This is a genomic window from Nonomuraea sp. NPDC049624, from assembly GCF_040675255.1.
Lineage (GTDB): Bacteria > Actinomycetota > Actinomycetes > Streptosporangiales > Streptosporangiaceae > Nonomuraea.
In genome coordinates this window covers 136,158-161,453 of sequence record NZ_JBFAOR010000012.1, presented here as the reverse complement: position 1 = coordinate 161,453, position 25,296 = coordinate 136,158, and the positions used below count along the sequence as shown (strand labels likewise).

The following is a 25,296-nucleotide window of genomic DNA, read 5'->3' as shown; positions in this document are numbered from 1 at the left end:
CCGTCCCCGACTCCGGCGGCCCGTGCGGGGGTCGCCGGGGTCCCTGGAACAAGGAGGGGCCTCGCGTGGCCCGGTATCTGATCACCCGCTTGGGCCAGGCCCTGATCATCGTCGTGCTGGTCACGATGATCACGTTCGTCATCCTGCATCTCCTGCCGGGCGGCGCGGCGCGGGCCACCCTCGGCAAGGACGCGACGCTGGCCCAGCTCGCGGCGTTCGACCACGAGATGGGCTACGACCGCCCCTGGGTCCAGCAGTACGTCATGTTCATCGGCCGCCTCCTGCGCGGCGACCTCGGCTACTCCTTCCAGCTCAACCAGTCGGTGGCCGAGGCCATCGGCCAGCGGCTGCCCAAGACCATGGTCTTGTCGTTGTTCTCGACGATGCTGGCCGTCGTCGTCGCCATCCCGCTCGGCGTCGTCCAGGCGATGCGGCGCAACCGGTGGCCCGACTACACGATCACCACCCTGTCGCTGCTGGCCTACGCCACGCCGATCTTCTTCATGGGTCTCATGATGATCATTCTCTTCTCGCAGGTCTGGCCGATCCTGCCGCCGGAGGCCTCGCAGGGGTTCACCCTCGGTGAGGTGCTGGCCGACCCGGCCGGGCTCGTCCTGCCCACCGTCACGCTCGCCATCGTGACCGTCGCCGTCTACTCGCGGTACGTGCGCTCCTCGATGGTCGACAACCTCAACGAGAACTACGTGCGCACCGCCCGCAGCAAGGGCCTGTCGGAGGCGCGCGTCGTCGCCCGGCACACGCTGCGCAACGGCCTGTTCCCGGTCATCACCCTGCTCGGGATGTACCTGCCCGCGCTGTTCAGCGGCGCCCTGGTCGTCGAGGCCCTGTTCAACTACCCCGGCATGGGCCAGCTGTTCTGGCAGGCGGCGCTGAAGCGGGACTTCCCGATCCTGTTCGGCGTCACGCTGATCATCGCGATCGCGACCGTGCTCGGCGCCCTGCTCGCCGACCTGCTGTACGCCGCCGTCGATCCGCGCGTCCGGCTCAGGACGGCGGCCCGCTCATGACCGCGTCCGCCGAGGCGACCGGCACGCCGGTCCCCGCCGAGGAGGCGCCCGTACGCGGCCAGTGGCGTCAGGCGCTGACCGTCTTCGCCGAGAACCGCCTCGCCCTGCTGGGCCTGATCATCTTCATCGTGCTCGGCGGCCTGTGCTTCCTCGGCCCGCTGTTCTACCGGACCGACCAGGTGCACACCGACCTCGCCTCGGTCTACCTGCCCCCCGGCACCCCGGGCCACCCGCTCGGCACCGACGGCGTCGGCTACGACCAGCTCGGCCGCCTGCTGCTCGGCGGGCAGACGTCCATCGTCGTCGGGCTGGCCGCCGGCGTGCTGGCCACGGTCGTGGGCACGATCTGGGGCGCCATCGCCGGCTTCACCAGCGGCTGGGTGGACGCGGCCATGATGCGGGTGGTCGACGCGATGATGTCGATCCCCTCGCTGTTCCTGTTCATGCTGATGGCGACCATCGTCACGCCGACCGTGCCGATGCTCATCCTCATCATCGGCGCCTTCGCCTGGCTGGGCCCGGCCCGGCTGGTCCGCGGCGAGGCGCTGACCCTGCGCTCCCGCGAGTACGTCCAGGCCATGCGGTCGATGGGCGGCACCGGCGGCCGGGCCGTACGGCGGCACATCATCCCCAACGCCATCGGCACCGTGATCGTCAACGCCACCTTCCAGGTCGCCGACGCCATCCTGTACGTCGCCTACCTGTCCTTCCTCGGCCTCGGCGTGCCGCCACCCGCGGCGAACTGGGGCGGGATGCTCTCCGACGGCCTCGCCAACACCTACAGCGGCTACTGGTGGCTGCTGTACCCGCCCGGGATCGCCATCATCCTCATCGTCCTCGCCTTCAACTTCATCGGCGACGGGCTGAGGGACGTCTTCGAGGTCCGCCTCCGGCGGCGCTAGGAGGAACGGAACATGAGCCCTTTGCTGCGCCTGCGCGACGTCAGCACCGACATCCCGCTGCGTCAGGGCGTCGTGCACGCCCTCGACCACGTCAACCTGGAGGTGCGGCAGGGCGAGACGCTCGGCATCGTCGGCGAGTCGGGCAGCGGCAAGACCATGACCGCCCTGTCGGTCATGGGCCTGCTGCCGTCCGGCGGCCGCGTCGTCGGCGGCGAGATCCTGTTCGAGGGCCGCGACCTGCTGTCCCTGCCGCCCGCGGAGATGCGCAGGATCCGCGGCGTCGAGATGGGCATGGTGTTCCAGGACCCGCTCACCTCGCTCAACCCGACCATGCGCATCGGCGCCCAGGTCGCCGAGCCGCTCCGGGTCCACCAGGGCGTCGGCAAGGCCGAGGCGCGCGAGCGGGCCGTGGAGATCCTGCGCCGGGTCGGCATGCCGCGTCCCGACAAGATCGCCGACGCCTACCCGCACCAGCTCTCCGGCGGCATGCGCCAGCGCGTGGTCATCGCCATGGCCCTGGTCTGCTCGCCCCGGCTGCTCATCGCCGACGAGCCGACCACCGCCCTCGACGTCACCACCCAGCGCCAGATCCTGGAACTCATCGACGACCTGCGCGAGGAGTTCCAGATGGCGGTCATCCTGGTCACCCACGACCTGGGCGTGATCGCCAGCCGCGCCGACCGGGTCGCCGTCATGTACGCCGGCCGCGTGGTGGAGGCCGCGACCACCGCCGAGCTGTTCCGGCAGCCGCGCCACCGCTACACCGAGGCGCTCATGGAGTCGCTGCCCGGCGCGGCCGAGCACGACGACGGCGCGCTCTACAGCATCCCCGGCCTGCCGCCGGACCTGTCCCGGCCGATGACCGGCTGCCGGTTCGCGCCCCGCTGCCGCTTCGCGACCGAGGAGTGCCGCACCACCGACGTGACCCTGTCCGGCGACGAGCACCAGCACGCCTGCCTGCACCCGGTGCTCCAGCCGCGGGCACGCGCCGAGGCCGCCGGGCCGCGGCCCGACCGGGCCGGGCCGCAGGCCGGGGCCGCGCCGATCCTGTCCGTCCGCGACCTGGTCAAGAACTACGACGGCACGGGCTCGCTGGGCCGCAAGGCGCCGCCGGTCAGCGCCGTCGCGGGGGTCGGCTTCGACGTGCGCCCCGGCGAGACGTTCGGGCTCGTGGGCGAGTCGGGCTGCGGCAAGTCGACCGTGGGCCGGCTGATCGTCGGCCTGGAGGAGCCCACCTCCGGCCAGATCGTGGTGGACGGCGCCGACATCGCCACGCTCGACCGGCGCGCCCGCCGCGCCATGCACCGGCGGGTCCAGCTCATGTTCCAGGACAGCTACGCGGCGATGAACCCGCGCATGCGCATCGACTCCATCCTGGCCGAGCCCCTGGAGATCCAGCAGGCCGGCGACCGGGCCGGCCGCCGCTCCCGCATCGGCACCCTGCTGGACCAGGTGGGCCTGCCGCGACGGGTGCTCGACCGCTACCCGCACGAGTTCTCCGGCGGCCAGCTCCAGCGCATCGGGCTGGCCAGGTCGCTGGCCCTGGAGCCGCGGCTGATCGTGTGCGACGAGCCGGTCAGCGCGCTCGACGTCTCCATCCAGGCCCAGGTGCTCAACCTCATGCGCGACCTGCAGCGCGAGCTGGGCCTGTCCTACGTGTTCATCAGCCACGACCTGTCCGTCGTGGACTACATGTCGGACCGGATCGGCGTCATGTACCTGGGCAAGCTCGTCGAGGTCGGGCCGGCCCGCGACGTCGTCAGGAAGGCCCGGCACCCGTACACGCAGGCGCTGATCGAGGCCGTGCCCTCGGCGGAGCCGGGCGTGGCGCCGCGTACCAGCGTCGCCATCAAGGGCGAGCTGCCCAGCGCGCAGAACCCGCCCTCGGGATGCCGGTTCAGGACGCGCTGCCCGCTCGCCCAGGAGATCTGCGAGACCGAGCCGCCGCTGGCGGGCGGCGAGCACCAGGTGGCCTGCCACTTCCCGCTGCGCACGGCGGAGTGAGGCCGGGGCGCGCCGGTCGCGGCCGTCAGCGGAGGGGGTGGGCGCCCGGGTGCTCGTCCCACCACCGGCGGAAGGTGGGGTTGTCGTCGATGTGGTCCTCGAAGGCGGCGGCGAGCCCGCGGTAGATGGCCGCCGCCGCGTCCGCGCCGATCAGGTCCCTGCGCCAGGCCATGACCAGGTGCCCGACCTGCGGTTCGCCCGCCAGCGGAAGTACGGCGGTGCCCTCGGGCACCGGCCAGGTCGGGTCCACCAGGCGCACGCCGAGCCCGGCGGCGACCAGCGGGCGGCCGGCGCCGCTCGGGGCGTCGTAGCGCACGTCCGGCTCGAAGCCGGCGGCCCGGCAGGAGGCGCGCAGGGCGGCGAGCGAGCCGTCGTCGGCGCCGGGCGGGCTGATCCAGCGCTCGTTCCTGAGGTCGGACAGGTGCACCTCGGGCTGCTCGGCCAGCGGGTGCCCGGCGGCCATGGCCACGAAGATGGGATACCTGGGCACCAGCGTGCGGGTGACCACCGGCGGCGTGAGGGGGACGTCGAACCCCTCGATCATGCCCATGAGCGCGGCGTCGAGCTGGCCGTGGGTGAGCGCGTCGGCGAGCTGCACGCTGGACGGCTCGATGCGCAGGGAGATCGACCGGCCGGGTAACGCCTCGCCGACCCGGTCCACCACGCTGGCCACGCACGCCAGGTGGCTGCACCCGAGCCGCAGCCCGGTGACGGCCGGGTTCGCGTCGTGCAGGTCGCCGAAGAGCGAGTCGATCTCCGACAGGACGATCCGGGCGCGGGCGATGACCTGACGTCCGAGCTGGGTGGGTTCGACGCCGTTCCGGCTGCGGGTGAACAGCTCACCGCCCACCATCTCCTCGATCCTGCGGAGCTGGGTGGTGATCGCCGGTTGGGACAGCCCGAGGCGCGCGGCCGCTTTGGTCACGCTGCCGGCCTCGGCGATCGTACAGACCATTCGGAGATGCCGGAGATCCAGGTCCATAGCTCAGGATTATGTGACATGTGATGGCTCTTGGCGACGTATTGAGAACGCCCATAGGCAACACTTATGCGGCGTCGTATGACCACGCCCTCCGGACGGACCGCACACTCGTACCCGACCTCGCATCCATGCGGATACCCCCCGGAGGTTCTTGTGCGCAAGGTCCTGCACGGCTGGCGGCTGATCGTCCCCCTGGCCGCATTAGCCCTACTCCCACCGTTCGCCGCGACACCGGCGAGCGCGGCGGCCGAACCGCCACCGGCCGCCCGCCTCGCGGTCCCGGCCGACGACGCCCCGCACGTCGCCAAGTCCCGGCTCGACACCCGTGACCGGGCGCCCCGGCCCGCGGCCAAGGACGCCCTCCGCCGCGACTACGACGAACCCGCCACCCGGCCGGAGCACGCCAGGCCGTCGGCGCGCAAGAGCGTCGCCGCGGCCGCCGCCTGCAACGTCTCCGACTTCACCAGCCGCACCGGCAGCGCCCTGGTCCAGCAGATCAAGGCCAGCGCCACCGACTGCGTCAACACCCTGTTCAACCTGACCGGCACGGACGCCTACAACGCCTTCCGCGAGGCGCAGATGACGACCGTCGCCTACGCCCTGCGCGACAACTCGGCGAACTACCCGGGCGACAACACCACCAGCACCGCCCAGCTCGTCCTCTACCTGCGGGCCGGCTACTACGTCCACTGGTACAACTCCGGCGACGTCGGCTCGTACGGCCAGGCGCTCACCACCGCCATCCGGTCCGGCCTGGACGCCTTCTTCGGCAACTCCCGGTCCTCGACCGTCAGCGACGCCAACGGCGAGGTGCTGAGCGAGGCCGTCACCCTCATCGACAGCGCCGAGCAGAACGACCGCTACCTGTACGTGGTCAAGCGCCTGCTCGACGGCTACAACAGCTCCTACGACGCGTCGTGGTGGATGCTCAACGCGGTCAACAACGTCTACACCGTGCTGTTCCGCGGCCACCAGGTGCCCGCGTTCGTCAGCGCCGTGCAGGCCGACCGCAGCGTCCTGGACTCCCTGAACTCCTTCGCCGCCAACCACCTCAGCATGCTCGGCACCGACCGCTCCTACCTCGTCTCCAACGCCGGGCGCGAGCTGGGCCGCTTCCTGCAGCACACGACGTTGCAGGCCGTCGTCCGGCCGCTGGCCAAGAACCTGCTCGGCCGCAGCGCCATGACCGGGGCCACCGCGCCGCTGTGGGTGGGCGTGGCCGAGATGACCGACTCCTACGACAAGGCCAACTGCTCCTACTACGGCACCTGCGACCTGGCGAACCGCCTGGCGGCCAGTGTGCTGCCGATCACCCACACCTGCAGCGCCAGCATCAGGATCCGGGCCCAGGAGGTCACCGCGAGCCAGCTCGCCGCCACCTGCGCCAGCCTGGCCAACCAGGACGCCTTCTTCCACAACCTGGTCAAGGACAACGGCCCGGTCGCGAACGACAACAACACCACGCTGGAAGTGGTGGTCTTCGACTCCAGCACCGACTACCAGACCTACGCCGGCGCGATGTTCGGCATCGACACCAACAACGGGGGCATGTACCTGGAGGGCGACCCCGCCGCCGCGGGCAACCAGCCCAGGTTCATCGCCTACGAGGCCGAGTGGCTGCGCCCCGACTTCCAGATCTGGAACCTCAACCACGAGTACACCCACTACCTCGACGGCCGGTTCGACATGTACGGCGACTTCACCGCCGGGGTGAGCACGCCGACCATCTGGTGGATCGAGGGCTTCGCCGAGTACGTCTCCTACTCCTACCGCAAGGTCGTCTACGACGCGGCGATCACCGAGGCGGGCAAGCGTACGTACGCGCTGAGCACGCTGTGGAACACCACCTACGACCATGACACCACCCGCATCTACCGGTGGGGCTACCTGGCCGTCCGGTACATGTTCGAGAAGCACCCGGCCGACGTCGCGACGCTGCTCGGCTCGTACCGGACCGGCGCGTGGAGCACCGCCCGGTCGTTCCTGACCGGCACGATCGGCAGCCGCTACGACTCCGACTGGAACACCTGGCTCGCCGCCTGCGCGGCCGGGGCGTGCTCCGGTGGCGGCACCGGCAACCAGGCGCCCACCGCGAGCTTCACCTCCACGGTCAGCGGGCTGACGGCCGCCTTCACCGACACCTCCACCGACTCCGACGGCACCATCGCCGCCCGCCGCTGGGACTTCGGCGACGGCGCCACCTCCACCGCGGCCAACCCGTCGCACGCCTACGCGGCGCAGGGCACCTACACCGTCACGCTGACCGTCACCGACGACGGCGGCGCCACCGCGACGACGTCGAAGCAGGTCACGGTCTCGACCGGCGGCGGCTCGACGCCGGAGTGCACCGCCTCCGACACCCGCAAGCTCGACAGGAACTGCAAGCGCAGCAACCTGTCGGCCACCCAGGGCAACTACGCCTACCTCTACATCTACCTGCCCGCCGGGACGGCCAGGCTGACCATCACCGCCTCCGGCGGCACCGGGAACGCCGACCTCTACTACAACGCCGCCACCTGGGCCACCACCTCGGCCTACACGCAGCGCTCCACCGCGTCCGGCAACGCCGAGACGCTGGTGATCAACAACCCGCCCGCCGGTTACAACTACATCAGCCTCCACGCCGCGCAGACCTTCTCGGGCGCGAGCGTCAAGACCGAGTACTAGACCGCCCGGGCGCCGGGGGCCGGCGAACCCTCTCCCGCCGGTCCCCGGCCCGGGCCCTCTCACCTCACTGGAGTGATCCGTGACTCTCCGTAACATGCTGACCGCGGGGCTCCTGCTCGGCGTGGCGGCCTGCGGCGGCGGCAAGGCCGCCACCCCGGCGACGGCGGCCGGGGGCGGGACCCTGACGATCCTGTCCAACCAGGACTTCTCCCACCTGGACCCGGCCCGCAACTGGACGATGCCCCAGATGGACTTCGGCATCCGGCTGCTCTACCGCACCCTCACCACCTTCAAGGCGGGCAGCCACGAGATCGTCCCGGATCTGGCCACCGACCTGGGCACCGCCTCCGAGGGCGGCAAGGTGTGGACCTTCACCCTCAAGGACGGCGTCAAGTACGAGGACGGCACCCCCGTCACCGCGAAGGACGTCAAGTACAACGTGGAGCGTTCCTTCGCCCCGGAGCTGCCCGGCGGCCCCAACTACGCCCAGCTCTACCTGGCCGGCGCCGACGGCTACAAGGGCCCGCTGAAGGGCCGGCACCTGGACTCGATCGAGACCCCGGACGACCGGACCATCGTCTTCCGCCTCAAGCGGCCGGTCGCCGAGTTCTCCTCCACGGTGACGCTGCCGACGTTCGCGCCGGTGCCGGCCGCGAAGGAGACCGGCGCGCAGTACGACAACCGGCCCTTCTCCTCCGGGCCGTACAAGATCGAGCGCTACGACCGCGGCAAGGAGATGGTCCTGGTCCGCAACCCGCACTGGTCGGCGGCCACCGACCCGGTGCGCAAGGCCGCGCCCGACCGCATCGTGGTCAAGCAGGGCCTGCGGCAGGGCGTGATCGACGACCGGCTCATCGAGAGCAGGGGCGAGGACGCCACCTCGATCGCCTACACCGACGTCAGCGCCGCCAGCCTGGCCAAGATCCTGCCCCGGCCGGACGTGAAGTCCCGGCTGGTCAACGCCATGTCGGGGTGCACCGACATGATCGGCTTCAACACCTCCAAGCCGCCCTTCGACGACGTGAAGGCCCGGCAGGCGGTGCACTTCGCCCTGGACAAGCAGGCGCTCCAGACCGCCGCCGGCGGCCCGGCCATGACCTCGATCGCCACCTCCTACCTGCCGCCGGCCCTGTCGGGCGGCACGCCGCAGGACGTGTTCCACCTCCCGCCGACCGGGGACGTCGAGAAGGCCAAGGCCCTGCTGGGCGGGAAGACGCTGAACGTCCGGATGACGATCTCGACCGGCGACAAGGCGCTCGGCGAAGCCGTGCAGGCGTCGCTGAAGCGGGCGGGCGTCGAGGTCGTGCTCACGCCGGTCGATCCCTCGGTCTACTACGACACCGTCGGCGACACCGCCAAGACGCCCGACCTGTTCACCTACGGCTGGTGCCCCGACTACCCGTCCGGGGCGACGTTCCTGCCGCTGCTGTTCGACGGGCGCACGATCGTCGAGAAGGGCAACTCCGGCAACGTCTGGCAGTTCCGCGACGAGGCGGTGCAGAAGCGCATCGACGAGATCCAGGCCATGAGCGACCCGAAGGCCGCCGAAGCCGCCTGGATGGACCTCGACCGGCAGGTCATGCAGTCCTCGCCGGCGGTGCCGTACGCGTGGGACCGCAAGCCGATCCTGGTCGGCAAGGACGTCTCCGGCGCGGTGGGTCATCCCGTCTGGTCCGGGCAGCTCGACTTCGCCGTCCTGGGGGTGAGGCAGAAGTGAGGAACGGCTACCCCGGATACCGGCGGAGCCGGACATGACGGCGACGGTCGTCACGGCGAGCCCGCCCGCCCGGCTGGTCAGGAAGCGCCTGCTGGGCGGCGCCGCCACCCGGTTCGCGCTGGTCGTGGTGGCGGTCCTGGTGCTGGTCGCGCTCGCCGCGCCGCTGCTCACCAAGCTGAACGGCTGGCCGCCGGACGCCTTCGACCCCGCCGCGATCGACCAGGAGCTGGCGGGCGTGCCCAAGGGGGCCCTGGGCGGCGTCAGCGGCGAGCACTGGCTCGGCGTCGAGCCCGTCAACGGCCGCGACGTGTTCAGCCGCGTCGTGTACGGCGCCCGCGTCTCGCTGATGGTCTCCACCCTGGCGACGCTGGTGTCGGTGCTGCTCGGCACCGTGCTCGGGCTGCTGGCCGGCTACCTCGGCGGCTGGGCGGACGCGGTGATCAGCCGGACCATGGACCTGCTCATGTCGTTCCCGAGCCTGATCTTCATGATCGCCCTCATCTCCGTCATGCCCGACGGCGACCGGATGGTCCTGCTGGTGTGTGTGATGGGCGGGTTCGGCTGGCCGTACATCGGGCGGATCGTGCGCGGGCAGGCGATCTCCGTCAAGCACCGCGAGTACGTGGACGCCGCCCGGGTCGGCGGCGCGCTGAACGGCGTCATCGTCTTCCGCGAGATCATGCCCAACATCACCGCGCCGATCCTCGTGTACGCGACGCTCGCGGTGCCCGCCAACATCGGCACCGAGGCGGCGCTGTCGTTCCTCGGCGTCGGGGTGCGCCCGCCGACCGCGTCCTGGGGGCAGATGATCCAGGAGGCGATGCTCTGGTACGAGGTCGACCCGATGTACCTGCTCGTCCCCGGCGCCTGCCTGTTCCTGACCGTGCTCGCCTTCACCCTCCTCGGTGACGCCCTGCGCGACGCCATCGACCCCAAGGGGGCGGCACAGTGACGTCGTACCTGGCCAGACGGGCCCTCGCGGTGGCCGGCGTGCTGCTGGTGATCTGCGCGGTGACCTTCCTGATCTTCTACGTTCTGCCGTCCGACCCGGCGGTCCAGGCGTGCGGCAAGACCTGCACGCCCGAGCGGGTCGCCGAGGTGCGCGCGCAGATGGGGCTGGACCGGCCGCTGTGGGAGCAGTTCGGCGGCTACGTCGCGGGCATCGTCGCCGGGCGTCCCGGCTGCCACGTGCCCTGCCTCGGGTTCTCCTACCAGAACGCCCTGCCGGTCTGGGACCTGCTGATCGACCGGCTCGGCGCCAGCGCGTCCCTGGCGGCCGGCGCGGCCCTGCTGTGGCTGGCCGTGGGCGTCACGGTCGGGGTGGTCTCGGCGCTGCGCCGGGGGAGCGCCCTGGACCGGACGCTGATGATCGCCACGCTGACCAGCGCGTCCCTGCCGGTCTACTTCGTGGCGATGGTGCTGCTCCTGTTGGCGGTACGGGTGACCGGGCTGCTGCCGTACCCGGCGTACGTGCCGCTCGCCGACGACCCCGCCGCCTGGGCCGGCAACCTGATCCTGCCCTGGGTCACGCTGGCCGCGCTCTACGCCGCCATGTACGCCCGGCTCACCCGGGCGCAGATGATCGAGACGATGGCCGAGCCGTACATCAGGACGGCCCGCGCCAAGGGCCTGCACGAGCGGACGGTCGTCGCCAAGCACGGCATGCGCGCGGCCATGACCCCGGTCGTCACCGTGTTCGGCATGGACCTGGGCGGCCTGCTGGCCGGCGCGATGATCACCGAGACCGTGTACGGCCTGCCCGGCGTCGGCCGGCTCGCCTACGACGGCATCGTCAAGTCCGACCAGCCCGTGATCCTCGGCACGACGCTGCTCGCGGCCTTCTTCATCGTGCTGGCCAACCTGCTCGTGGACCTGGTCTACGCGGTCATCGACCCCAGGGTGAGGTACTCGTGATCCTTTCCGTGCGCGACCTGTCGGTGAGCTTCGGCGACGTCCGGATCGTGGACGGCGTGTCGTTCGGCGTCGAGCGGGGGCGGACCCTGGGCGTCGTCGGCGAGTCCGGGTCCGGCAAGTCCGTGACCGCGCTGTCGCTGCTGGGGCTGCACCGCCGGGCGACCGTCGCCGGGTCGATCGAGCTCGACGGGGAGGAGCTGGTCGGGGCCCCGGCCGAGCGGCTGCGCCGGCTGCGCGGCAGCGCGGTGTCGATGATCTTCCAGGATCCGCTGTCGTCGCTGCACCCCTTCTTCACCGTGGGGGAGCAGATCGCCGAGGCGTACCGGCTGCACCGCCGGGCCGGCCGGCGGGCGGCCCGCGAGCGGGCGGTCGAGATGCTGGCCGAGGTGGGCATCCCGGAGCCGCGGCGGCGCGCCGGGGAGCATCCGCACCGCTTCTCCGGCGGCATGCGGCAGCGGGCGATGATCGCGATGGCGCTGGCCTGCGAGCCGGGCGTGCTGATCGCCGACGAGCCGACGACGGCGCTCGACGTGACCGTCCAGGCGCAGATCCTCGACCTGATCGCGCGCATCCAGCGCGAGCGGGGGCTCGCGGTCGTCCTGATCACCCATGACCTGGGCGTGGTGGCGCGCATGGCCGACGACGTCCTGGTCATGTACGGCGGCCGGACCGTGGAGCACGCCCCCGCCAGGGAGATCTTCAAACGGCCGCTGCACCCGTACACGCGGGCCCTGCTGGACTCGGTGCCGGGCGCACCGCCGGACGCGCTCACCGGCACGACGGCGGCCCCGGGCCGGGCGCGGCTGCGGGCGATCGCGGGGGCGCCGCCGTCGCTGCTCGCGCCCCCGCCGGGCTGCCGCTTCCACCCGCGCTGCCCGGCCGCCCTGGACGTCTGCGCGACCACGCGCCCGCCGCTCACCGGCGACCCCCACCGGGTCGCGTGCCACCTGGAAGGAGCCGACCACTGATGCTCTCCGTGCGCGACCTGCGGATGACCTTCCCCGGACGCTGCGGGCAACGGGTCAGGGCGGTGGACGGCGTGAGCTTCGACGTGCCGGAGGGCCGGGCGCTCGGCCTGGTCGGCGAGTCGGGCTGCGGCAAGTCCACCACCGGGCGCATGATCGTGCGGCTGCTGGAGCCCACCGGCGGGACCGTCACCTTCGACGGCCACGACATCACCCATCTGGGCCCCCGGGCGCTGCTGCCGATGCGCGGCCGGCTCCAGATGATCTTCCAGGACCCGTACGCGTCGCTCAACCCGCGCCACACCGTCCGGCAGATCGTCGCCGGGCCGCGCCGGACCGTCGACCGGGACGGCGTCGTCGAGCTGCTCCGGCTCGTCGGCCTGGACGCCGAGCACGCCGACCGCTACCCCCACGAGTTCTCCGGCGGCCAGGCGCAGCGGATCGGCATCGCCCGCGCGCTCGCCTCCAAGCCCCGCCTGGTGGTCTGCGACGAGCCGGTCTCGGCGCTGGACGTGTCCATCCAGGCCCAGATCGTCAACCTGCTCGCCGACCTGCGGGCCGACCTCGGACTCGGCTACCTGTTCATCGCCCACGACCTGTCGGTGGTGCGGCACATGTGCGAGACGGTCGCCGTCATGTACCTGGGCCGGATCGTGGAGACCGGCTCGTCGGACACCGTCTACTCCGATCCCGCCCATCCCTACACGCGCACGCTCCTGTCGGCCGTGCCGGTGCCCGATCCGGAGGTGGAGGCCACGCGGGAGCGCATCGTCCTGCACGGCGACCCGCCCAGCCCGCTCGCGCCGCCGCCCGGCTGCGCCTTCCATCCCCGCTGCCCGAAGGCGCAGCCGCTGTGCCGGACCGAGCCGCCCGTGCTCACGACGGTCAGGGGAAGGCAGGTGAGCTGCCACTTCCCGGAGGAGTGAGCGGGAGGTCCCGCAAGGCGGCGACGGCCGGAGCGGTCGTCGCCGCCAGTACTTTTCCTCTCATCGTGAACCGCCGGAGCGGAGGGACGCGACAGAGAGGCATGACACCGATGAACGGGCTCCCGTGAGCGAGCACGAGACCTGGCAGGACGCCCGGCTGCTGGAGGCCGTGGCCGACGGCGACCGGCGCGCGCTGGAAGTCCTCTATGCCCGGCACGCGCCCTGGCTGCTCCTCCGGCTCACCCGCCGCTGCGCCGACCCGGCCGTGGTGGACGAGGCGGTCCAGGACACCTTCGTCGCGGTCTGGCGTACCGCGCGCAAATGGAACGGGCGGGGCGAGGTCGCGGCCTGGATCTGGGGGATCGGCGTGCGCCGCCTGCTCGACCACCTGCGCCGCCGCCCCGCGGCGGCGCTGCCCGCCCACGAGCAGGTCATGGTCTCCGCCGAGGAGCAGGTGCTGCTCGGCATCGAGTACGGCGAGCTCGGCCGGGCGCTCAACCAGCTCTCCCCGGAGCTGCGCGCCGTGGTCCAGGCGACCGTCCTGGACGGCCTGACCACCCGCGAGGCCGGACGCCTGCTCGGCATCCCGGCCGGCACGGTCAAGACCCGGATGATGCGCGCCCGCGCGCTGCTGAGGGAGGAACTGGCGTGAGCGCCTGGCACATGGACGACGGCATGGCCGCGGCGTACGCGGCGGGCGAGCTGCCCGCGACGCCCGCCGCCTCCGTCGAGGCCCACCTGCTGGCCTGCGAGCAGTGCCGGCTCCTGCTGGCCTCGCGGGTGCCGAGCGCCCGCCTGGACCGGGTCTGGGACGACATCGCCGACGCCGTGGACGCGCCCGCGCCCCGCCCGGTCGAACGGCTGCTGCGGGCCGCCGGGGTGCGCGAGCACACCGCCCGCCTGCTGGGCGCCACGACCTCGCTGCGGCTGCCGTGGCTGGCCGCGAGCGCCGTGGCGTTGTTCTTCGCCGCGCTGGCCGCGGGGGAGACGACCCGGTGGGGCCTGCTGACGTTCCTCACGCTGGCGCCGGTCGTGCCGGTGGCCGGGGTCGCCGTGGCCTTCGGGCGGGACGGCGATCCGGCGTACGAGATCGGGCTGGCCGCGCCGTACTCGACGTTCCGGCTGATGCTGGTGCGGGCCGCCGCCGTGGTGGCGTCGTCGTCGGCGCTGGCGCTGGCGGCCGGGCTGACCCTGCCGGGCGGCGGCTGGGCGACGGCCGCGTGGCTGCTGCCCTCGCTGGCCCTGACCTCGCTGACCCTGGCCCTGTCCAGCCGGCACGACCCGCGCCGCTGCGCCGCCGCGGTGACCGTCCCCTGGGTGGCCGCGGTCGTCGCCACGAACGTGCGCGAACCGGACCTGGCCATGTTCGGGGCCGCCGGGCAGGCCGGCTACCTGGCCGTCATCGTGGTGTCCGTCGTGCTGCTCGCCGTCCGCCGCAGGGAGTTCTCATGATCGAGGCAGTCGGCCTGGTGAAGACCTACGGCCGCCACCGGGCCCTGGACGGGCTCACCCTCACCGTCGGCAAGGGCGTCACCGGCCTGCTCGGCCCGAACGGCGCGGGCAAGAGCACCCTCGTCCGGGTCCTCGCGACCGTCCTCGCGCCGGACGGCGGCGAGCTGCGGCTGCTCGGCCGCGACCCGGGCGCGGGCCGGCTGGAGATCCGGCGGCGGCTCGGCTACCTGCCGCAGGAGCTGGGCTTCCAGCGCGGACTCACCGCGTTCGAGTTCGTCGACTACGTGGCGGTCCTGAAGGAGATGACACACCGCCGGTCCAGGCACGACGAGGTGCGCCGGGTGATCGAGGAGGTCGGGCTCACGTCCGTGAGCGGCAGGCGCGTCCGTACGCTGTCGGGCGGCATGCGGCGGCGCCTCGGCATCGCCCAGGCCCTGCTCGGCGAGCCCGAGCTGATCCTCCTGGACGAGCCCGCCGCCGGTCTCGACCCGGAGCAGCGGCTGCGGTTCGGCGAGCTGGTCGCGCGCCTCGGCCAGCACCGCGCGGTCGTGCTGTCCACCCACCAGACGGAGGACGTCGCCGCCCTCTGCGACCGGGTGATCGTGCTCAAGGGCGGCCGGTGCGTGTTCACCGGCGCCCCCGCCGAGCTCCGGGCGCTGGCCGAGGGGCAGGTCTGGGTGTCGGCGGAGAAGGCGGGCGGCCGCTCCCGGCGGACCGGCGACGGCCTGTACCGCGGCCTCGGCCCCGTCCCCATCGACGCTCGCCCCGCCGACCCCACCCTGGAGGACGGCTACCTGCTGCTCCTCACCGGCGCGACCCCGGAGACCGGCGCGACCGCGGAGGCGACGGCATGATGCGCCACGTGAGCCCTGTCGCGCCGGGCGAATCGGACGAGCTGGAGAACGGCGGGGGCCTCGCGCACCTGCTGCCCGCGCTCGCGCTGGCCGAGACCCGGCGGCTGATGCTGCACCCGCTCGCGATCACGGGCCTGGTCCTGCACCTGATCGGCCTGGCCGCCACGGAATGGGCGCCCAGGCCCGCCTACAGCGCGCTCACCAGCGACCTCGTCCTCCCGCTCGGCGTGCCGGTGTTCTTCGCCGCGACGCTCACGGCCTCGGCGACCAGGCGCGCGGGCACCGACGAGCTGCTGGCCGCCGTCCCCGCCGGGCGCGAGCTGCGCACCGCGGCCTCCTGCCTGGCCGCGCTGGGGCCGTTCCTGCTGGCCTGCGCGATGCAGGCCGTCATGGTGACGGTCTACGCGGTCGCCGGCGTCGAGCTGGAGCGTTTCCCGAGCGTCCACGAGATCGGCGCCGGGCCGTTGTGCGTGCTCGGGGCCGGCACGCTGGGGGTCGCGGTGGCCCGGTGGCTGCCGTGGCCGGGGGCGTCCGTGCTGGTGATGCTGGCGCTGATCGCCGCCAACGGGGTCGTGGAGCCGCTGCACTCGACGCTGACCATGCTGGGCTTCTACGTCGAGTTCGCGCGGTGGGGGCCGCCGCCGTACCTGGAGGCCGTGGGGTTCGTGTCCGGCTCGCCCGCCTGGCACGCCCTCTACCTGCTGGCGCTGAGCCTGGGGGCGGGGGCGCTGGCGATGACCCGCGACGCTGCTCGGCGCGGGCCCTGGCTCGGCGTCGGCGCCGTCCTGGTCGCGATCGCGGTCCTGGCCGCCACCCGGCAACTCCCGTGACCCCGCTCGCCTCGCGGCCTCCGCTCGTGCGGATGCCTGGCATCGGGGGCCGGGAGCGTGCGCTGCTCGTGCGGGTGCGTGGTGTGCGTGGCCGGGTGCGGGCGTTGTTGGTGCGGGTGCCCGGTGTGCGTGGCCGGGTGCGGGCGTTGTTGGTGCGGGTGCCCGGTGTGCGTGGCTGGGCGGGGGCGTTGCTGGTCCGGCGGCTGCGGCGGGCCGTCGCCTCCACCGGGCCGCAGGCCGCGCTGGCCGCCGTGGTCGAGCTGGTACGGGACGGGTTGCCGGCCGCCGGGGTGGCCGTGGAGCTGGCCGGCGTCCGGATCGCGGCCGGCGAGCCCGGGCCGATGGCCTCCGACGTGCCGCTGGTGTGGCACGGACGCGCGGTGGGCCGCCTGCTGATCACCCCGTCCGCCGACCCGCGGGCGGTCGCCGCGATCACCCCGTACGTCGCCGACGCCGCCCACAGCCTGGCCGTCACCGCGGACCTGCGCCGGGCCCGGGAACGCGTGCACGCCATCCGCGAGGAGGAACGTCGCCGCCTCCACCACGACCTGCGCGAAGGGCTCGGCCGGGCCCTGCGCGACCTGGCCGGGACGGTCGACGCCGCCGCCACCGGCCACCGCACCGACCCGGCCGCGGCCGACCGGCTCCTGCACGACCTGAGCGCCGCCATGAACACGATCAGCCAGGAGATCAGAGCCCTCCTCCAGGACCCGGGCTCGGGCCCGCGCCCGCGTCCCCGTGTGCCGTCGCCGCGGCTCGACCGGGCGCGGGCTCATTCGGGGGCGACCGGCGTGACGTAGACCTCGCGGATCTCCGGACGCCGCCGCAGCCGGTCCTCGACCGCGGCCATGGCCCGCTCGGCCCGGGGAAGGTCGGTGGCCGAGGCGAGGGTCACCCGGGCGGCCACCATGACCTGGTGGGGCCCGACGATCACCGCGATCACCTCGCGCACCCCCGTGACGTCCGGCACCTCGACGATCGCGCGGCGGATGCGGGCCAGGTCGGCGGCGTCCACGCTGGGCGCGGCGATGAGGTTCTGGTTCAGCCGCAGCAGCAGGCCCGAGACCGCGACCAGCAGGACCCCGATCAGCACGCTGCCCAGCGAGTCGAAGACCTCGTTCCCGGTCGCCTGGTGCAGCGCGAGGCCGGCCACCGCGATCGGGCCGCTGACCACGGCCGCCGCGTTGGCCAGGGTCACGGTCTTGGCCGCCGGGTCGCTGCCGGCCAGCAGCTCCGCCCACAACGACCGGCCGGTCACCGTCGCGCGCGCGCCGAGCGCCCGTACCGAGACGACCAGGGCCCACCCGTCGCTGACCGTGATCAGCACGATCACCAGGTAGCCCAGCGCGTACGAACCGCCCGAGGCCGACGGCTCGCCCAGGCCCTCCACGATCGAGGCGACGCCCCCGCCCACGAACAGCCCCACGGCGGCGAACAGCGACCAGAAGAAGATCTCCTGCCCGTAGCCGAGCGGGTGGCGCTCGTCGGCCGGACGCGCCACCCGCGCCAGTCCGATGAGCAGGAACACCTCCACCCCGAAGTCGGCCACGCTGAACATGGCCTCGGCGTACAGGATGGCCGAGCCGGTGACCGCCGCCAGGACCCCGAGGACGACGGCCTGCGCCCCCACGACCACCATCGTGACGATCACGCTGGTCCGGCTGCTGGGCTGCGCGCTCATGCCGGCACGACCCTCCGGCCGGCGGTCATCGCTTCGGTGTCACCCGTACGACGGCGCGGCCGCGGTCGAAGGAGAGGAAGCGCAGGACGACGTCGTTCAGGGTGAGCGTGGTGACGCCCCGGATGTAGCCCGAGCAGCCCCCGCCCTCGTCGAACTTGCAGGTGGACGCGCCGCCCTGCTCGCCCTGGGAGCTCATGTCCCCGGCCCCGGTGAAGTCCGCCTCCCACGTCACCTTGTCGCCCTGGACGCTCGCGACGGCGAACCGGGAGACCCCGTGACGCTGCCCGAACTTCAGGACGTCGCCCGCCCGGAGGGTGACCTCGCACCGGGCGTCCGCGCACCCGCCGACCTCCCGCCCGCCCTCGCCCGCGGCGGCACCGGGAGACGACCCGCCCGGCGCTGATCCGTCCGGCGCTGATCCGTCCAGCGCTGACCCGTCCGGCGGGGATTCGGACGCGGCGGAGCCGGGCGGCGCGGGCGCGGACGGCGACGTGCGCCCGGCCGTCCCGACGGGACCGGCGCATCCGGTCAGCGAGCAAGCCAGCAGGAGTACAAGCCACTTGACCATGGCAAACACCCTAGGCGCCGGGACGGACCCGGCCCCGGAGCCTCGCCCGGCGCGCCGCCGCGCGTGCTCAGCGAGTGACGCGCAAGGCCCACTCGACCGAGTCCGGGGCCTGGACCCGTACCGTCAGGGTCTTCCTGCGGCCCAGGTCGAGACGGTTCATGACGGGGCTGATCAGGTCGTCGAGGCAGGTGAAGGGCATGTTGACGCCCGGCTCCAGGATGATCTCCGCCTTGCCCTCGCCCCGGCACCGGAACAACACCCACAGCTCGTCCTTGCCGGGCGGCACGTCGCCCACGACCATGCTGCCCTTCCTCGGCCCCGCCTTGAGCACGGTGGTGGTGCCGGCCTCCACGCCCGGCAGCCGCAGGGCCGCGGGCCGGGCCGGCGGCGTGCTCGCCGGGCTCTCGGCGGGGGAGGCCGACGGGGTGGCGTCCCGCCGCTCAGCCGCCGTACCGGTCGGAGGCGCGGCCGTGCAGGCCGCCGCCAGAGAAAGGAGGCAGCAAAAGCTGAGAAAGGACGCTACCTGTCGGATCGTCATGTCGAATTCACCTTTGTTTGACGTACCAGCCGACGCGCCATGGAGTCCAGGCGGTCACGTTTTTCGGCTTTTGGGGGCACACGTGATAGACGCCGTTGGTCTTCTTGCGCCAGACGCCGTACGTGGCGGTGGTGGTTTTGCGGGCGGGAGTGGGGATCGAGATGCTGTTGCCTAACGAAGCCGTGAGACTGGCGGACAGATTCACCCCTGTGGCCACTTCGGCGCCCGCGATGAGCCGGTCGACCTTCAGGCTGCCGGACACGTTCCAGGCGACCGAGACCGTACCGGAAACGGTGGCGGTGAAGGTCGACGTCGCGGTGCGGGAGGTGCCGTTGTGGTTCGACTGCGTCGGGCCGACCGCCTTGTGGCTGTTGCTGTACGTGGAGACCCGATAGCTGACGTCACCGGGACGGCAGGCCATCGCCGGCGACGAAGTGGCGGCCCTGGCACGGAAGATCTCCGTGTCGTTGTCGTAGCCGACGACCACGTCCGGGTTGCCGGGGACGGGCCGGGGGTCGTCGGCGAAGGCCGGCGCCGTGCCCAGCGTCGCGAGCGGTGCGATCAGCGCGGCTGTCGAAAGCGTGCGTTTCAACGACATTGTAGGTAGGCTCCCTCTGCATCGAATGGTGCTCCACGGGCGGGGATCGTTGGTCGCGGCACCCGTCCGTGCAGCTTGTGAGTTGTCTCCCCGGCTCTGCGCCGGGTATTGAGCGACAGTTATTCACGCCATTGAACGGCGAGCAACCTCTTGTACGGCTCAGGCTCCTGTGCTACCGGCGCTCGCATGGCTACATTCCGGCTACATTCGCCAGCTCGACGGCTCGATTGACATTGGTTTGCAACTCCATCAATCGCCCTGCCGACGGAATTGTGGCCGCGCGTTTATCGGCCGTCCATAACAAAACCACACACTGTTGCCTGAATTATTGAGCAACGTCCGCATTCTTGCCGTGGATGGCTCGGCTGGAGCGCTGGTCACCGGCGAGGAGAGCGACTCGCCTATGCTTCGCTAGATGGACGTCATCCATCCCCCCAAACTCAGAGCGGGCGACGTCGTCCGCGTCGTCGCGCCGGCCTGCTCGCGGGCCATGGTCATGGAGCACGACCACACCGCGATCATCGACGCCCGCTTCGCCGAGCTCGGCCTGACGCTCACCTACGGCCGCCACGTCGACGAGCGGGACGCCTTCGACTCCAGCAGCGTCGCCTCCCGCGTCGCCGACCTGCACGACGCCTTCGCCGACCCGTCGGTGGCGGCGATCCTGACGGTCATCGGCGGCTACAACTGCAACGAGCTCCTGCCGTACCTGGACTGGGAGCTGATCCGGGCCAACCCCAAGATCCTGTGCGGCTACTCCGACATCACCGCCCTGCAGAACGCCGTCCTCGCCCGCGCCGGGCTGGTCACGTACTCAGGGCCCCACTGGTCGACGTTCGGGATGCGCGACCACTTCGAGCAGACCCTGGAGTGGTTCGCCGCCGTCCTGTTCGGTGACGCGCCGGTCGAGCTGGGGGCGTCGAAGTACTGGACCGACGACCTGTGGTTCCTCGACCAGGACGGGCGCGAGCCGATGCCCAACGAGGGCTGGTGGCCGCTGCGGCCGGGCGCCGCCGAGGGGCGCGTCGTCGGCGGCAACCTGTGCACCCTGAACCTGCTGCAGGGCACGCCGTACATGCCGTCGCTCGACGGCGCGCTGCTGATCGTGGAGGACGACCTGGAGTCCCACCCGGCGATCTTCGCCCGCAACCTCACCTCGCTGCTCCAGCTCCCGGGCGCCGAGACCGTCCGCGGCCTGGTGATCGGGCGGTTCCAGCAGGCCAGCCGGATGACCCGGGCCCTGCTTGAGCAGATCGTCGAGACGCAGCCGGGGCTGCGGGACGTTCCCGTCCTGGCCAACGTCGACGTCGGGCACACCAACCCGCTGGCCACCTTCCCGGTCGGCGGCCGGGCCCGCCTGACGGTCGGCCCGGAACCGTCGCTGACCCTCGTCAGCCACTGACCCTCGTCAGCCACTGACCCTCGTCAGCCACTGACCCTCGTCAGCCACTGACCCTCGGCCGACCGGCGACCCGCCGTCGCTAGGACGCGGCGGCGGGCTCCCGGCGCGGGGCCGTGGCCTCGGCCAGGGCCTTGCGCTCGGCCTCGACCAGGGCGCGGCAGCGCGCCACCTCGGCCTCCACCTGGGCCTCGTCCCAGCCGAGCAGCCCCGCCATCAGCCGCGCCACCACCGGGGCCGCGTCGAGCGCGGCGGGGATCGCCTCGATGAGCATCCGGGTCCGGCGCGACAGGACGTCCTCGGCGTGCAGCGCGCCCTCGTGCGTGACGGCGTACACGACCTCGGCCCTGATCCACGGGCACCCCTCGACCAGCGGCTCGCCGAGCGAGCGGTCGTCGTCGACCAGGCCGAGCACCTCCATCGCGAGCGTGCCGTAGCGCTGGACGAGGTGCTCCACGACGTCGGCGTCCACGTCGTGGTCCTCGGCCAGCCGCCGTACGGACGCGCGCACCGCCGGCAGCCCGTCCGCGCCGATCAGCGGCAGTCGGTCGGTCACCGACTCCGGCACGTCGAAGCCCTCCAGCGCCGCGTCGACCACGTCCTTGGCCATGATCCGGTACGTGGTGAACTTGCCCCCGGCGATCGTGGCCAGGCCCGGCGCCGGCACGTCCACGACGTGCTCGCGCGACAGCTTCGTGGTCGCCGAGCTCTCGTCGGCGGCCACCAGCGGGCGCAGGCCGACGTAGACGCCCACCACGTCGTCGCGGGTCAGCGGCCGGGCCAGCACGGCGTTGGCGTGGTCGAGGATGTAGTCGATGTCCTCGCCGGTGGCGGCCGGCTCCTCGCGGTCGCCGTCGTACTCGGTGTCGGTGGTGCCGACGATCCACCGCCGCCGCGTCCAGGGGATGATGAACAGCACGCTCTTCTCGGTCGGGATGATCATGCCGGTGGACGACGCGATGGCCTCGCCCGGCACCATGACGTGCACGCCCTTCGACATCCTGACCTTGAAACCGGCCGGCGCCGAGCCGGGCAGCCCGTTGATCGGGTCGGTCCACACGCCCGCGCACACCACCACGGCGTCGGCCCTGACGTCGAGGTCGCGGCCGGTCTCCTCGTCGTGCACGCGGGCGCCGACGACGCGCTCGCTGCCCTGGTCGCGCAGCATCTCGACGACCCGCGTCCGGGTGGCGACCACGGCGCCGTGCGCGGCGGCCGTCCTGGCCAGGGTGAGGGTGAAACGTGCGTCGTCCACCTGGGCGTCGAAGTAGATCATGCTGCCCGACACCGCGTCCGCACGGAGGCCGGGCGCCATCCGGCGCGACTCCTTGACCGACAGGTACCGGTGCCGGGGCATCGGCCGGCGCATGCCCTCCAGCGTGTCGTACAAGGTGAGCCCGGCCCCCACGTACGGCCGCTCGATGAGCCCGTGCTGCAGCGGATACAGGAAGGTGACCGGCTTGACCAGGTGCGGGGCCAGCCGTGAGACCAGCAGGTCGCGCTCCTTCAGCGCCTCGCGGACCAGCTTGAAGTCGAACTGCTCCAGGTAGCGCAGCCCGCCGTGGATGAGCTTGCTCGACCTGCTCGACGTGCCGGCGGCCAGGTCGCGGCTCTCCACCAGCGCGACCCGCAGCCCGCGGGAGGCGGCGTCCAGCGCGGCGCCCGCGCCGGTCACGCCGCCGCCGATCACCAGCACGTCGAAGGACTGCTCCGCCAGCCGGTCGATGGCTGCCTGCCGGTTCCTGGCGTCCATCGCCCCGGTCATGTTCATGGATCCCCCGAACAACACTTTGTGCTCAAACGCTCACGATCCGTATACGTTTCCCCGATCAGGGAATGGCACACAACACCGACACCACGAAAGCGGGGACAGCGGTGGTCGAACGTGTCAAACGCCTGGAACTGGCCGGTGAGCTCATCGCCGAGTTCGCCGGCACGATGGTGCTCATCCTGTTCGGGGTGGGCGTCGTCGCCCAGGTGGTCGCGGCCGGCATCGGCGATCACGACAGCATCGCCTGGGCGTGGGGGATCGGCGTCGCGCTCGGCGTCTACGTCGCCGGCCGCATCACCGGCGCCCATCTCAACCCGGCCGTCACGCTCGCGTTCGCGGCCTTCCGCGGGTTCCCGTGGGCCAAGGTGCTGCCGTACGCGCTGGCGCAGACCGCGGGGGCGTTCGTCGGGGCGCTGCTGGTGCGCTGGAACTACACCGAGGTGCTGAACCAGGTGGACCCCGGGCACACGCTGAAGACCCAGACCGTCTTCTCCACCCTGCCCGGCAACGGCACGCTCCCGGTGGGCGCCTGGGGCGGGTTCCGCGACCAGATCATCGGCACCGCCATCCTGATGTTCGTCCTGTACGCCCTGTCCGACTCGCACAACCTCGCGCCCGGCGCCAACCTCGGTCCGGTGGTCATCGGCCTGCTCATCGTCGGCATCGGCATGGCGTGGGGCGCCGACGCCGGCTACGCGATCAACCCGGCGCGCGACTTCGGGCCTCGCCTGGCCAGCTTCCTCACCGGCTACTCCGGCGCCTGGCGCGACCAGTACGGCGGCCTGTACTTCTGGGTGCCCATCGTCGCCCCCCTGCTCGGCGGCCTGGCCGGCGCCGGGCTCTACCAGCTCATGATCGCCCGGTTCCTCCCCGAGCCCGAGCCCGACATCGAGGACGCGGGCCGCGTCTGACCCGAACGGAGGAGAACGACCATGCCCGATTTCGTGGGGGCCGTCGACCAGGGCACCACCAGCACCAGGTTCATGATCTTCAATCACAGCGGCCTGGAGGTGTGCAAGTTCCAGCTCGAGCACGAGCAGATCCTGCCCAGGGCGGGCTGGGTGGAGCACAACCCGATCGAGATCTCGACCAGGACCTCCGCGGTGATCGAGACCGCGCTCCAGCGCACCGGGCTGCACGACACCGACCTGGCCGCCGTGGGCATCACCAACCAGCGCGAGACCACGGTCGTGTGGAACCCGCGCACCGGACGCCCGTACTGCAACGCCATCGTCTGGCAGGACACCCGCAGCGCCAGGATCGCCGCGCAGCTCGAACGGGACGGCCGCGGCGAGGTCATCCGCAGGAAGACGGGCCTGCGGCCGGACGCCTACTTCTCCGGCGGCAAGATCCAGTGGATCCTGGAGAACGTCGAGGGCGTGCGCCAGGCGGCCGGGCGGGGCGAGGCGGTCTTCGGCAACACCGACACCTGGACCCTGTGGAACCTCACCGGCGGCGTCCGCGGCGGCGTGCACGTCACCGACGTGACCAACGCCAGCCGGACCATGCTGATGGACCTGGAGACGCTGGAGTGGGACGACGAGCTGCTGTCCTTCTTCGACATCCCGCGCGAGATGCTGCCGGAGATCCGCCCGTCCTCCGAGCCCGCCTCCTACGGCACGACCAGCAGGTACGGCGCGTTCGCCGGCGAGGTGCCGATCACCGGCATCCTCGGCGACCAGCAGGCGGCCACCGTCGGCCAGGTGTGCTTCGCGCCGGGCGAGGCCAAGAACACCTACGGCACCGGCAACTTCATGCTCCTCAACACCGGCACCGACCTCGTACGCTCCGAGCGCGGCCTGCTCACCACCGTCGCCTACAAGTTCGCCGGCCAGCCGGCCGTCTTCGCGCTGGAGGGCTCGATCGCGGTGACCGGGTCGGCGGTGCAGTGGCTGCGGGACCAGTTGCACATCATCCGGACCTCCGCGCAGAGCGAGGACCTGGCCCGGCAGGTGAGCGACAACGGCGGCATCTACTTCGTGCCGGCGTTCTCGGGGTTGTTCGCGCCGTACTGGCGGCCCGACGCGCGCGGCGCGATCGTCGGCCTGTCCCGCTACAACAGGGACGCCCACCTGGCCCGCGCCACGCTGGAGGCCATCTGCTACCAGAGCCGGGACGTCGTGGAGGCCATGCAGCAGGACTCCGGCGTGGTGCTGGACGTGCTCAAGGTCGACGGCGGCGTCACCGCGAACAACCTGTGCATGCAGCTCCAGTCCGACATCCTGGGCGTGCCGGTCAGCCGTCCCGTGGTGGCCGAGACGACCGCGCTGGGCGCCGCGTACGCCGCCGGGCTGGCCGTCGGCTACTGGAAGGACACCGACGAACTGCGCGCCAACTGGGCCGAGGACCGGCGCTGGAACCCGGAGTGGAGCGACGAGCAGCGCGAGAAGGGGTACGAGGGCTGGAAACGCGCGGTGAGCCGCACCCTCGACTGGGAGTCCTGACCGCCGCCGCAGGCACACGAGCCCGTCCACGAGCTGCCCTTACCGTGCGCTTACCG

23 protein-coding genes are annotated in these 25,296 nt (G+C 72.3%); 17 read left to right on the top strand and 6 right to left on the bottom strand.

From position 1 onward, the window contains the following. The first annotated feature begins 65 nt into the window (after positions 1-65). The 3 genes from AB0J76_RS40590 to AB0J76_RS40580 are packed head-to-tail and all read left to right on the top strand — an operon-like array spanning position 66 to position 3,934. The gene (locus AB0J76_RS40590) at positions 66-1,028 is read left to right on the top strand and encodes an ABC transporter permease (protein WP_352324118.1); all 963 of its coding nucleotides are present in this window, start codon (positions 66-68) and stop codon (positions 1,026-1,028) included. Continuing rightward, positions 1,025-1,930: an ABC transporter permease gene (locus AB0J76_RS40585; RefSeq protein ID WP_352324119.1), complete on the top strand. Its 906-nt coding sequence runs from the start codon at positions 1,025-1,027 to the stop codon at positions 1,928-1,930. Before AB0J76_RS40590 ends, AB0J76_RS40585 begins: the two co-directional genes overlap by 4 nt. A 12-nt stretch (positions 1,931-1,942) precedes the next feature. Then, on the top strand, positions 1,943-3,934 hold the full coding sequence (locus tag AB0J76_RS40580; protein WP_352324120.1) for an ABC transporter ATP-binding protein: 1,992 nt from the start codon (positions 1,943-1,945) through the stop codon (positions 3,932-3,934). A 25-nt stretch (positions 3,935-3,959) separates the two neighbouring features. Here the strand turns inward: AB0J76_RS40580 and AB0J76_RS40575 are convergent, their stop codons facing one another. Next, a complete protein-coding gene (locus tag AB0J76_RS40575) occupies positions 3,960-4,916 on the bottom strand; it encodes a LysR family transcriptional regulator (protein WP_352324121.1) in 957 nt (318 codons plus the stop codon). A 153-nt stretch (positions 4,917-5,069) separates the two neighbouring features. Here AB0J76_RS40575 and AB0J76_RS40570 point away from each other — a divergent pair, with 153 nt between their 5' ends. The 11 genes from AB0J76_RS40570 (at position 5,070) to AB0J76_RS40520 (ending at position 17,041) form a co-directional block, all read left to right on the top strand. Next, positions 5,070-7,583 carry a collagenase gene (locus AB0J76_RS40570; protein ID WP_352324122.1) on the top strand — a complete coding sequence of 838 codons (2,514 nt, stop codon included), beginning with the start codon at positions 5,070-5,072 and terminating at the stop codon, positions 7,581-7,583. A gap of 79 nt (positions 7,584-7,662) precedes the next feature. Then, positions 7,663-9,300, top strand: coding sequence for an ABC transporter substrate-binding protein (locus tag AB0J76_RS40565; RefSeq protein WP_352324124.1), 1,638 nt, complete (start codon positions 7,663-7,665; stop codon positions 9,298-9,300). Between the two features lie 34 nt (positions 9,301-9,334). Beyond that, a complete protein-coding gene (locus AB0J76_RS40560) occupies positions 9,335-10,252 on the top strand; it encodes an ABC transporter permease (RefSeq protein WP_352324125.1) in 918 nt (305 codons plus the stop codon). Next, positions 10,249-11,214, top strand: coding sequence for an ABC transporter permease (locus AB0J76_RS40555; RefSeq protein WP_352324126.1), 966 nt, complete (start codon positions 10,249-10,251; stop codon positions 11,212-11,214). Before AB0J76_RS40560 ends, AB0J76_RS40555 begins: the two co-directional genes overlap by 4 nt. After that, positions 11,211-12,182 (top strand): ABC transporter ATP-binding protein, encoded by a 972-nt coding sequence (locus AB0J76_RS40550; RefSeq protein ID WP_352324127.1) that lies wholly within the window; start codon positions 11,211-11,213, stop codon positions 12,180-12,182. The genes AB0J76_RS40555 and AB0J76_RS40550 overlap by 4 nt, the downstream gene beginning before the upstream one ends. Next, the gene (locus AB0J76_RS40545) at positions 12,182-13,105 is read left to right on the top strand and encodes an ABC transporter ATP-binding protein (RefSeq protein ID WP_352324128.1); all 924 of its coding nucleotides are present in this window, start codon (positions 12,182-12,184) and stop codon (positions 13,103-13,105) included. Before AB0J76_RS40550 ends, AB0J76_RS40545 begins: the two co-directional genes overlap by 1 nt. A 124-nt stretch (positions 13,106-13,229) precedes the next feature. Continuing rightward, positions 13,230-13,757, top strand: coding sequence for an RNA polymerase sigma factor (locus AB0J76_RS40540; protein WP_352324129.1), 528 nt, complete (start codon positions 13,230-13,232; stop codon positions 13,755-13,757). Continuing rightward, the gene (locus AB0J76_RS40535) at positions 13,754-14,557 is read left to right on the top strand and encodes a zf-HC2 domain-containing protein (RefSeq protein ID WP_352324130.1); all 804 of its coding nucleotides are present in this window, start codon (positions 13,754-13,756) and stop codon (positions 14,555-14,557) included. The genes AB0J76_RS40540 and AB0J76_RS40535 overlap by 4 nt, the downstream gene beginning before the upstream one ends. Next, complete coding sequence (locus tag AB0J76_RS40530; protein WP_352324131.1) at positions 14,554-15,411, top strand: ATP-binding cassette domain-containing protein; 858 nt, start codon at positions 14,554-14,556, stop codon at positions 15,409-15,411. Before AB0J76_RS40535 ends, AB0J76_RS40530 begins: the two co-directional genes overlap by 4 nt. Positions 15,412-15,419: 8 nt before the next feature. After that, positions 15,420-16,241: a hypothetical protein gene (locus AB0J76_RS40525; RefSeq protein ID WP_352324132.1), complete on the top strand. Its 822-nt coding sequence runs from the start codon at positions 15,420-15,422 to the stop codon at positions 16,239-16,241. A gap of 32 nt (positions 16,242-16,273) precedes the next feature. Beyond that, positions 16,274-17,041: a hypothetical protein gene (locus AB0J76_RS40520; RefSeq protein WP_352324133.1), complete on the top strand. Its 768-nt coding sequence runs from the start codon at positions 16,274-16,276 to the stop codon at positions 17,039-17,041. Here AB0J76_RS40520 and AB0J76_RS40515 read toward each other — a convergent pair. The 4 genes from AB0J76_RS40515 to AB0J76_RS40500 form a co-directional block, all read right to left on the bottom strand. Beyond that, positions 17,014-17,922 carry a cation transporter gene (locus AB0J76_RS40515; RefSeq protein ID WP_352324134.1) on the bottom strand — a complete coding sequence of 303 codons (909 nt, stop codon included), beginning with the start codon at positions 17,920-17,922 and terminating at the stop codon, positions 17,014-17,016. The genes AB0J76_RS40520 and AB0J76_RS40515 overlap by 28 nt on opposite strands. Before the next feature lie 25 nt (positions 17,923-17,947). Continuing rightward, complete coding sequence (locus tag AB0J76_RS40510; RefSeq protein WP_352324135.1) at positions 17,948-18,490, bottom strand: hypothetical protein; 543 nt, start codon at positions 18,488-18,490, stop codon at positions 17,948-17,950. A 67-nt stretch (positions 18,491-18,557) separates the two neighbouring features. Beyond that, positions 18,558-19,028: a hypothetical protein gene (locus AB0J76_RS40505; protein ID WP_352324136.1), complete on the bottom strand. Its 471-nt coding sequence runs from the start codon at positions 19,026-19,028 to the stop codon at positions 18,558-18,560. A gap of 7 nt (positions 19,029-19,035) precedes the next feature. Then, positions 19,036-19,626 (bottom strand): hypothetical protein, encoded by a 591-nt coding sequence (locus tag AB0J76_RS40500; protein WP_352324137.1) that lies wholly within the window; start codon positions 19,624-19,626, stop codon positions 19,036-19,038. Between the two features lie 415 nt (positions 19,627-20,041). On the opposite strand from AB0J76_RS40500, the gene AB0J76_RS40495 reads away from it, so the two are divergent. Further along, positions 20,042-21,028 carry a S66 peptidase family protein gene (locus tag AB0J76_RS40495; protein WP_364392760.1) on the top strand — a complete coding sequence of 329 codons (987 nt, stop codon included), beginning with the start codon at positions 20,042-20,044 and terminating at the stop codon, positions 21,026-21,028. Between the two features lie 79 nt (positions 21,029-21,107). Here AB0J76_RS40495 and glpD read toward each other — a convergent pair whose 3' ends face one another. Continuing rightward, complete coding sequence (gene glpD, locus AB0J76_RS40490) at positions 21,108-22,790, bottom strand: glycerol-3-phosphate dehydrogenase (RefSeq protein ID WP_352321745.1); 1,683 nt, start codon at positions 22,788-22,790, stop codon at positions 21,108-21,110. A gap of 110 nt (positions 22,791-22,900) precedes the next feature. Between glpD and AB0J76_RS40485 the strand changes: the two genes are divergently transcribed. Then, on the top strand, positions 22,901-23,707 hold the full coding sequence (locus AB0J76_RS40485; protein ID WP_352321746.1) for an MIP/aquaporin family protein: 807 nt from the start codon (positions 22,901-22,903) through the stop codon (positions 23,705-23,707). A 21-nt stretch (positions 23,708-23,728) separates the two neighbouring features. Then, positions 23,729-25,240 carry a glycerol kinase GlpK gene (gene glpK / locus AB0J76_RS40480; RefSeq protein ID WP_352321748.1) on the top strand — a complete coding sequence of 504 codons (1,512 nt, stop codon included), beginning with the start codon at positions 23,729-23,731 and terminating at the stop codon, positions 25,238-25,240. Positions 25,241-25,296: the final 56 nt, after the last annotated feature.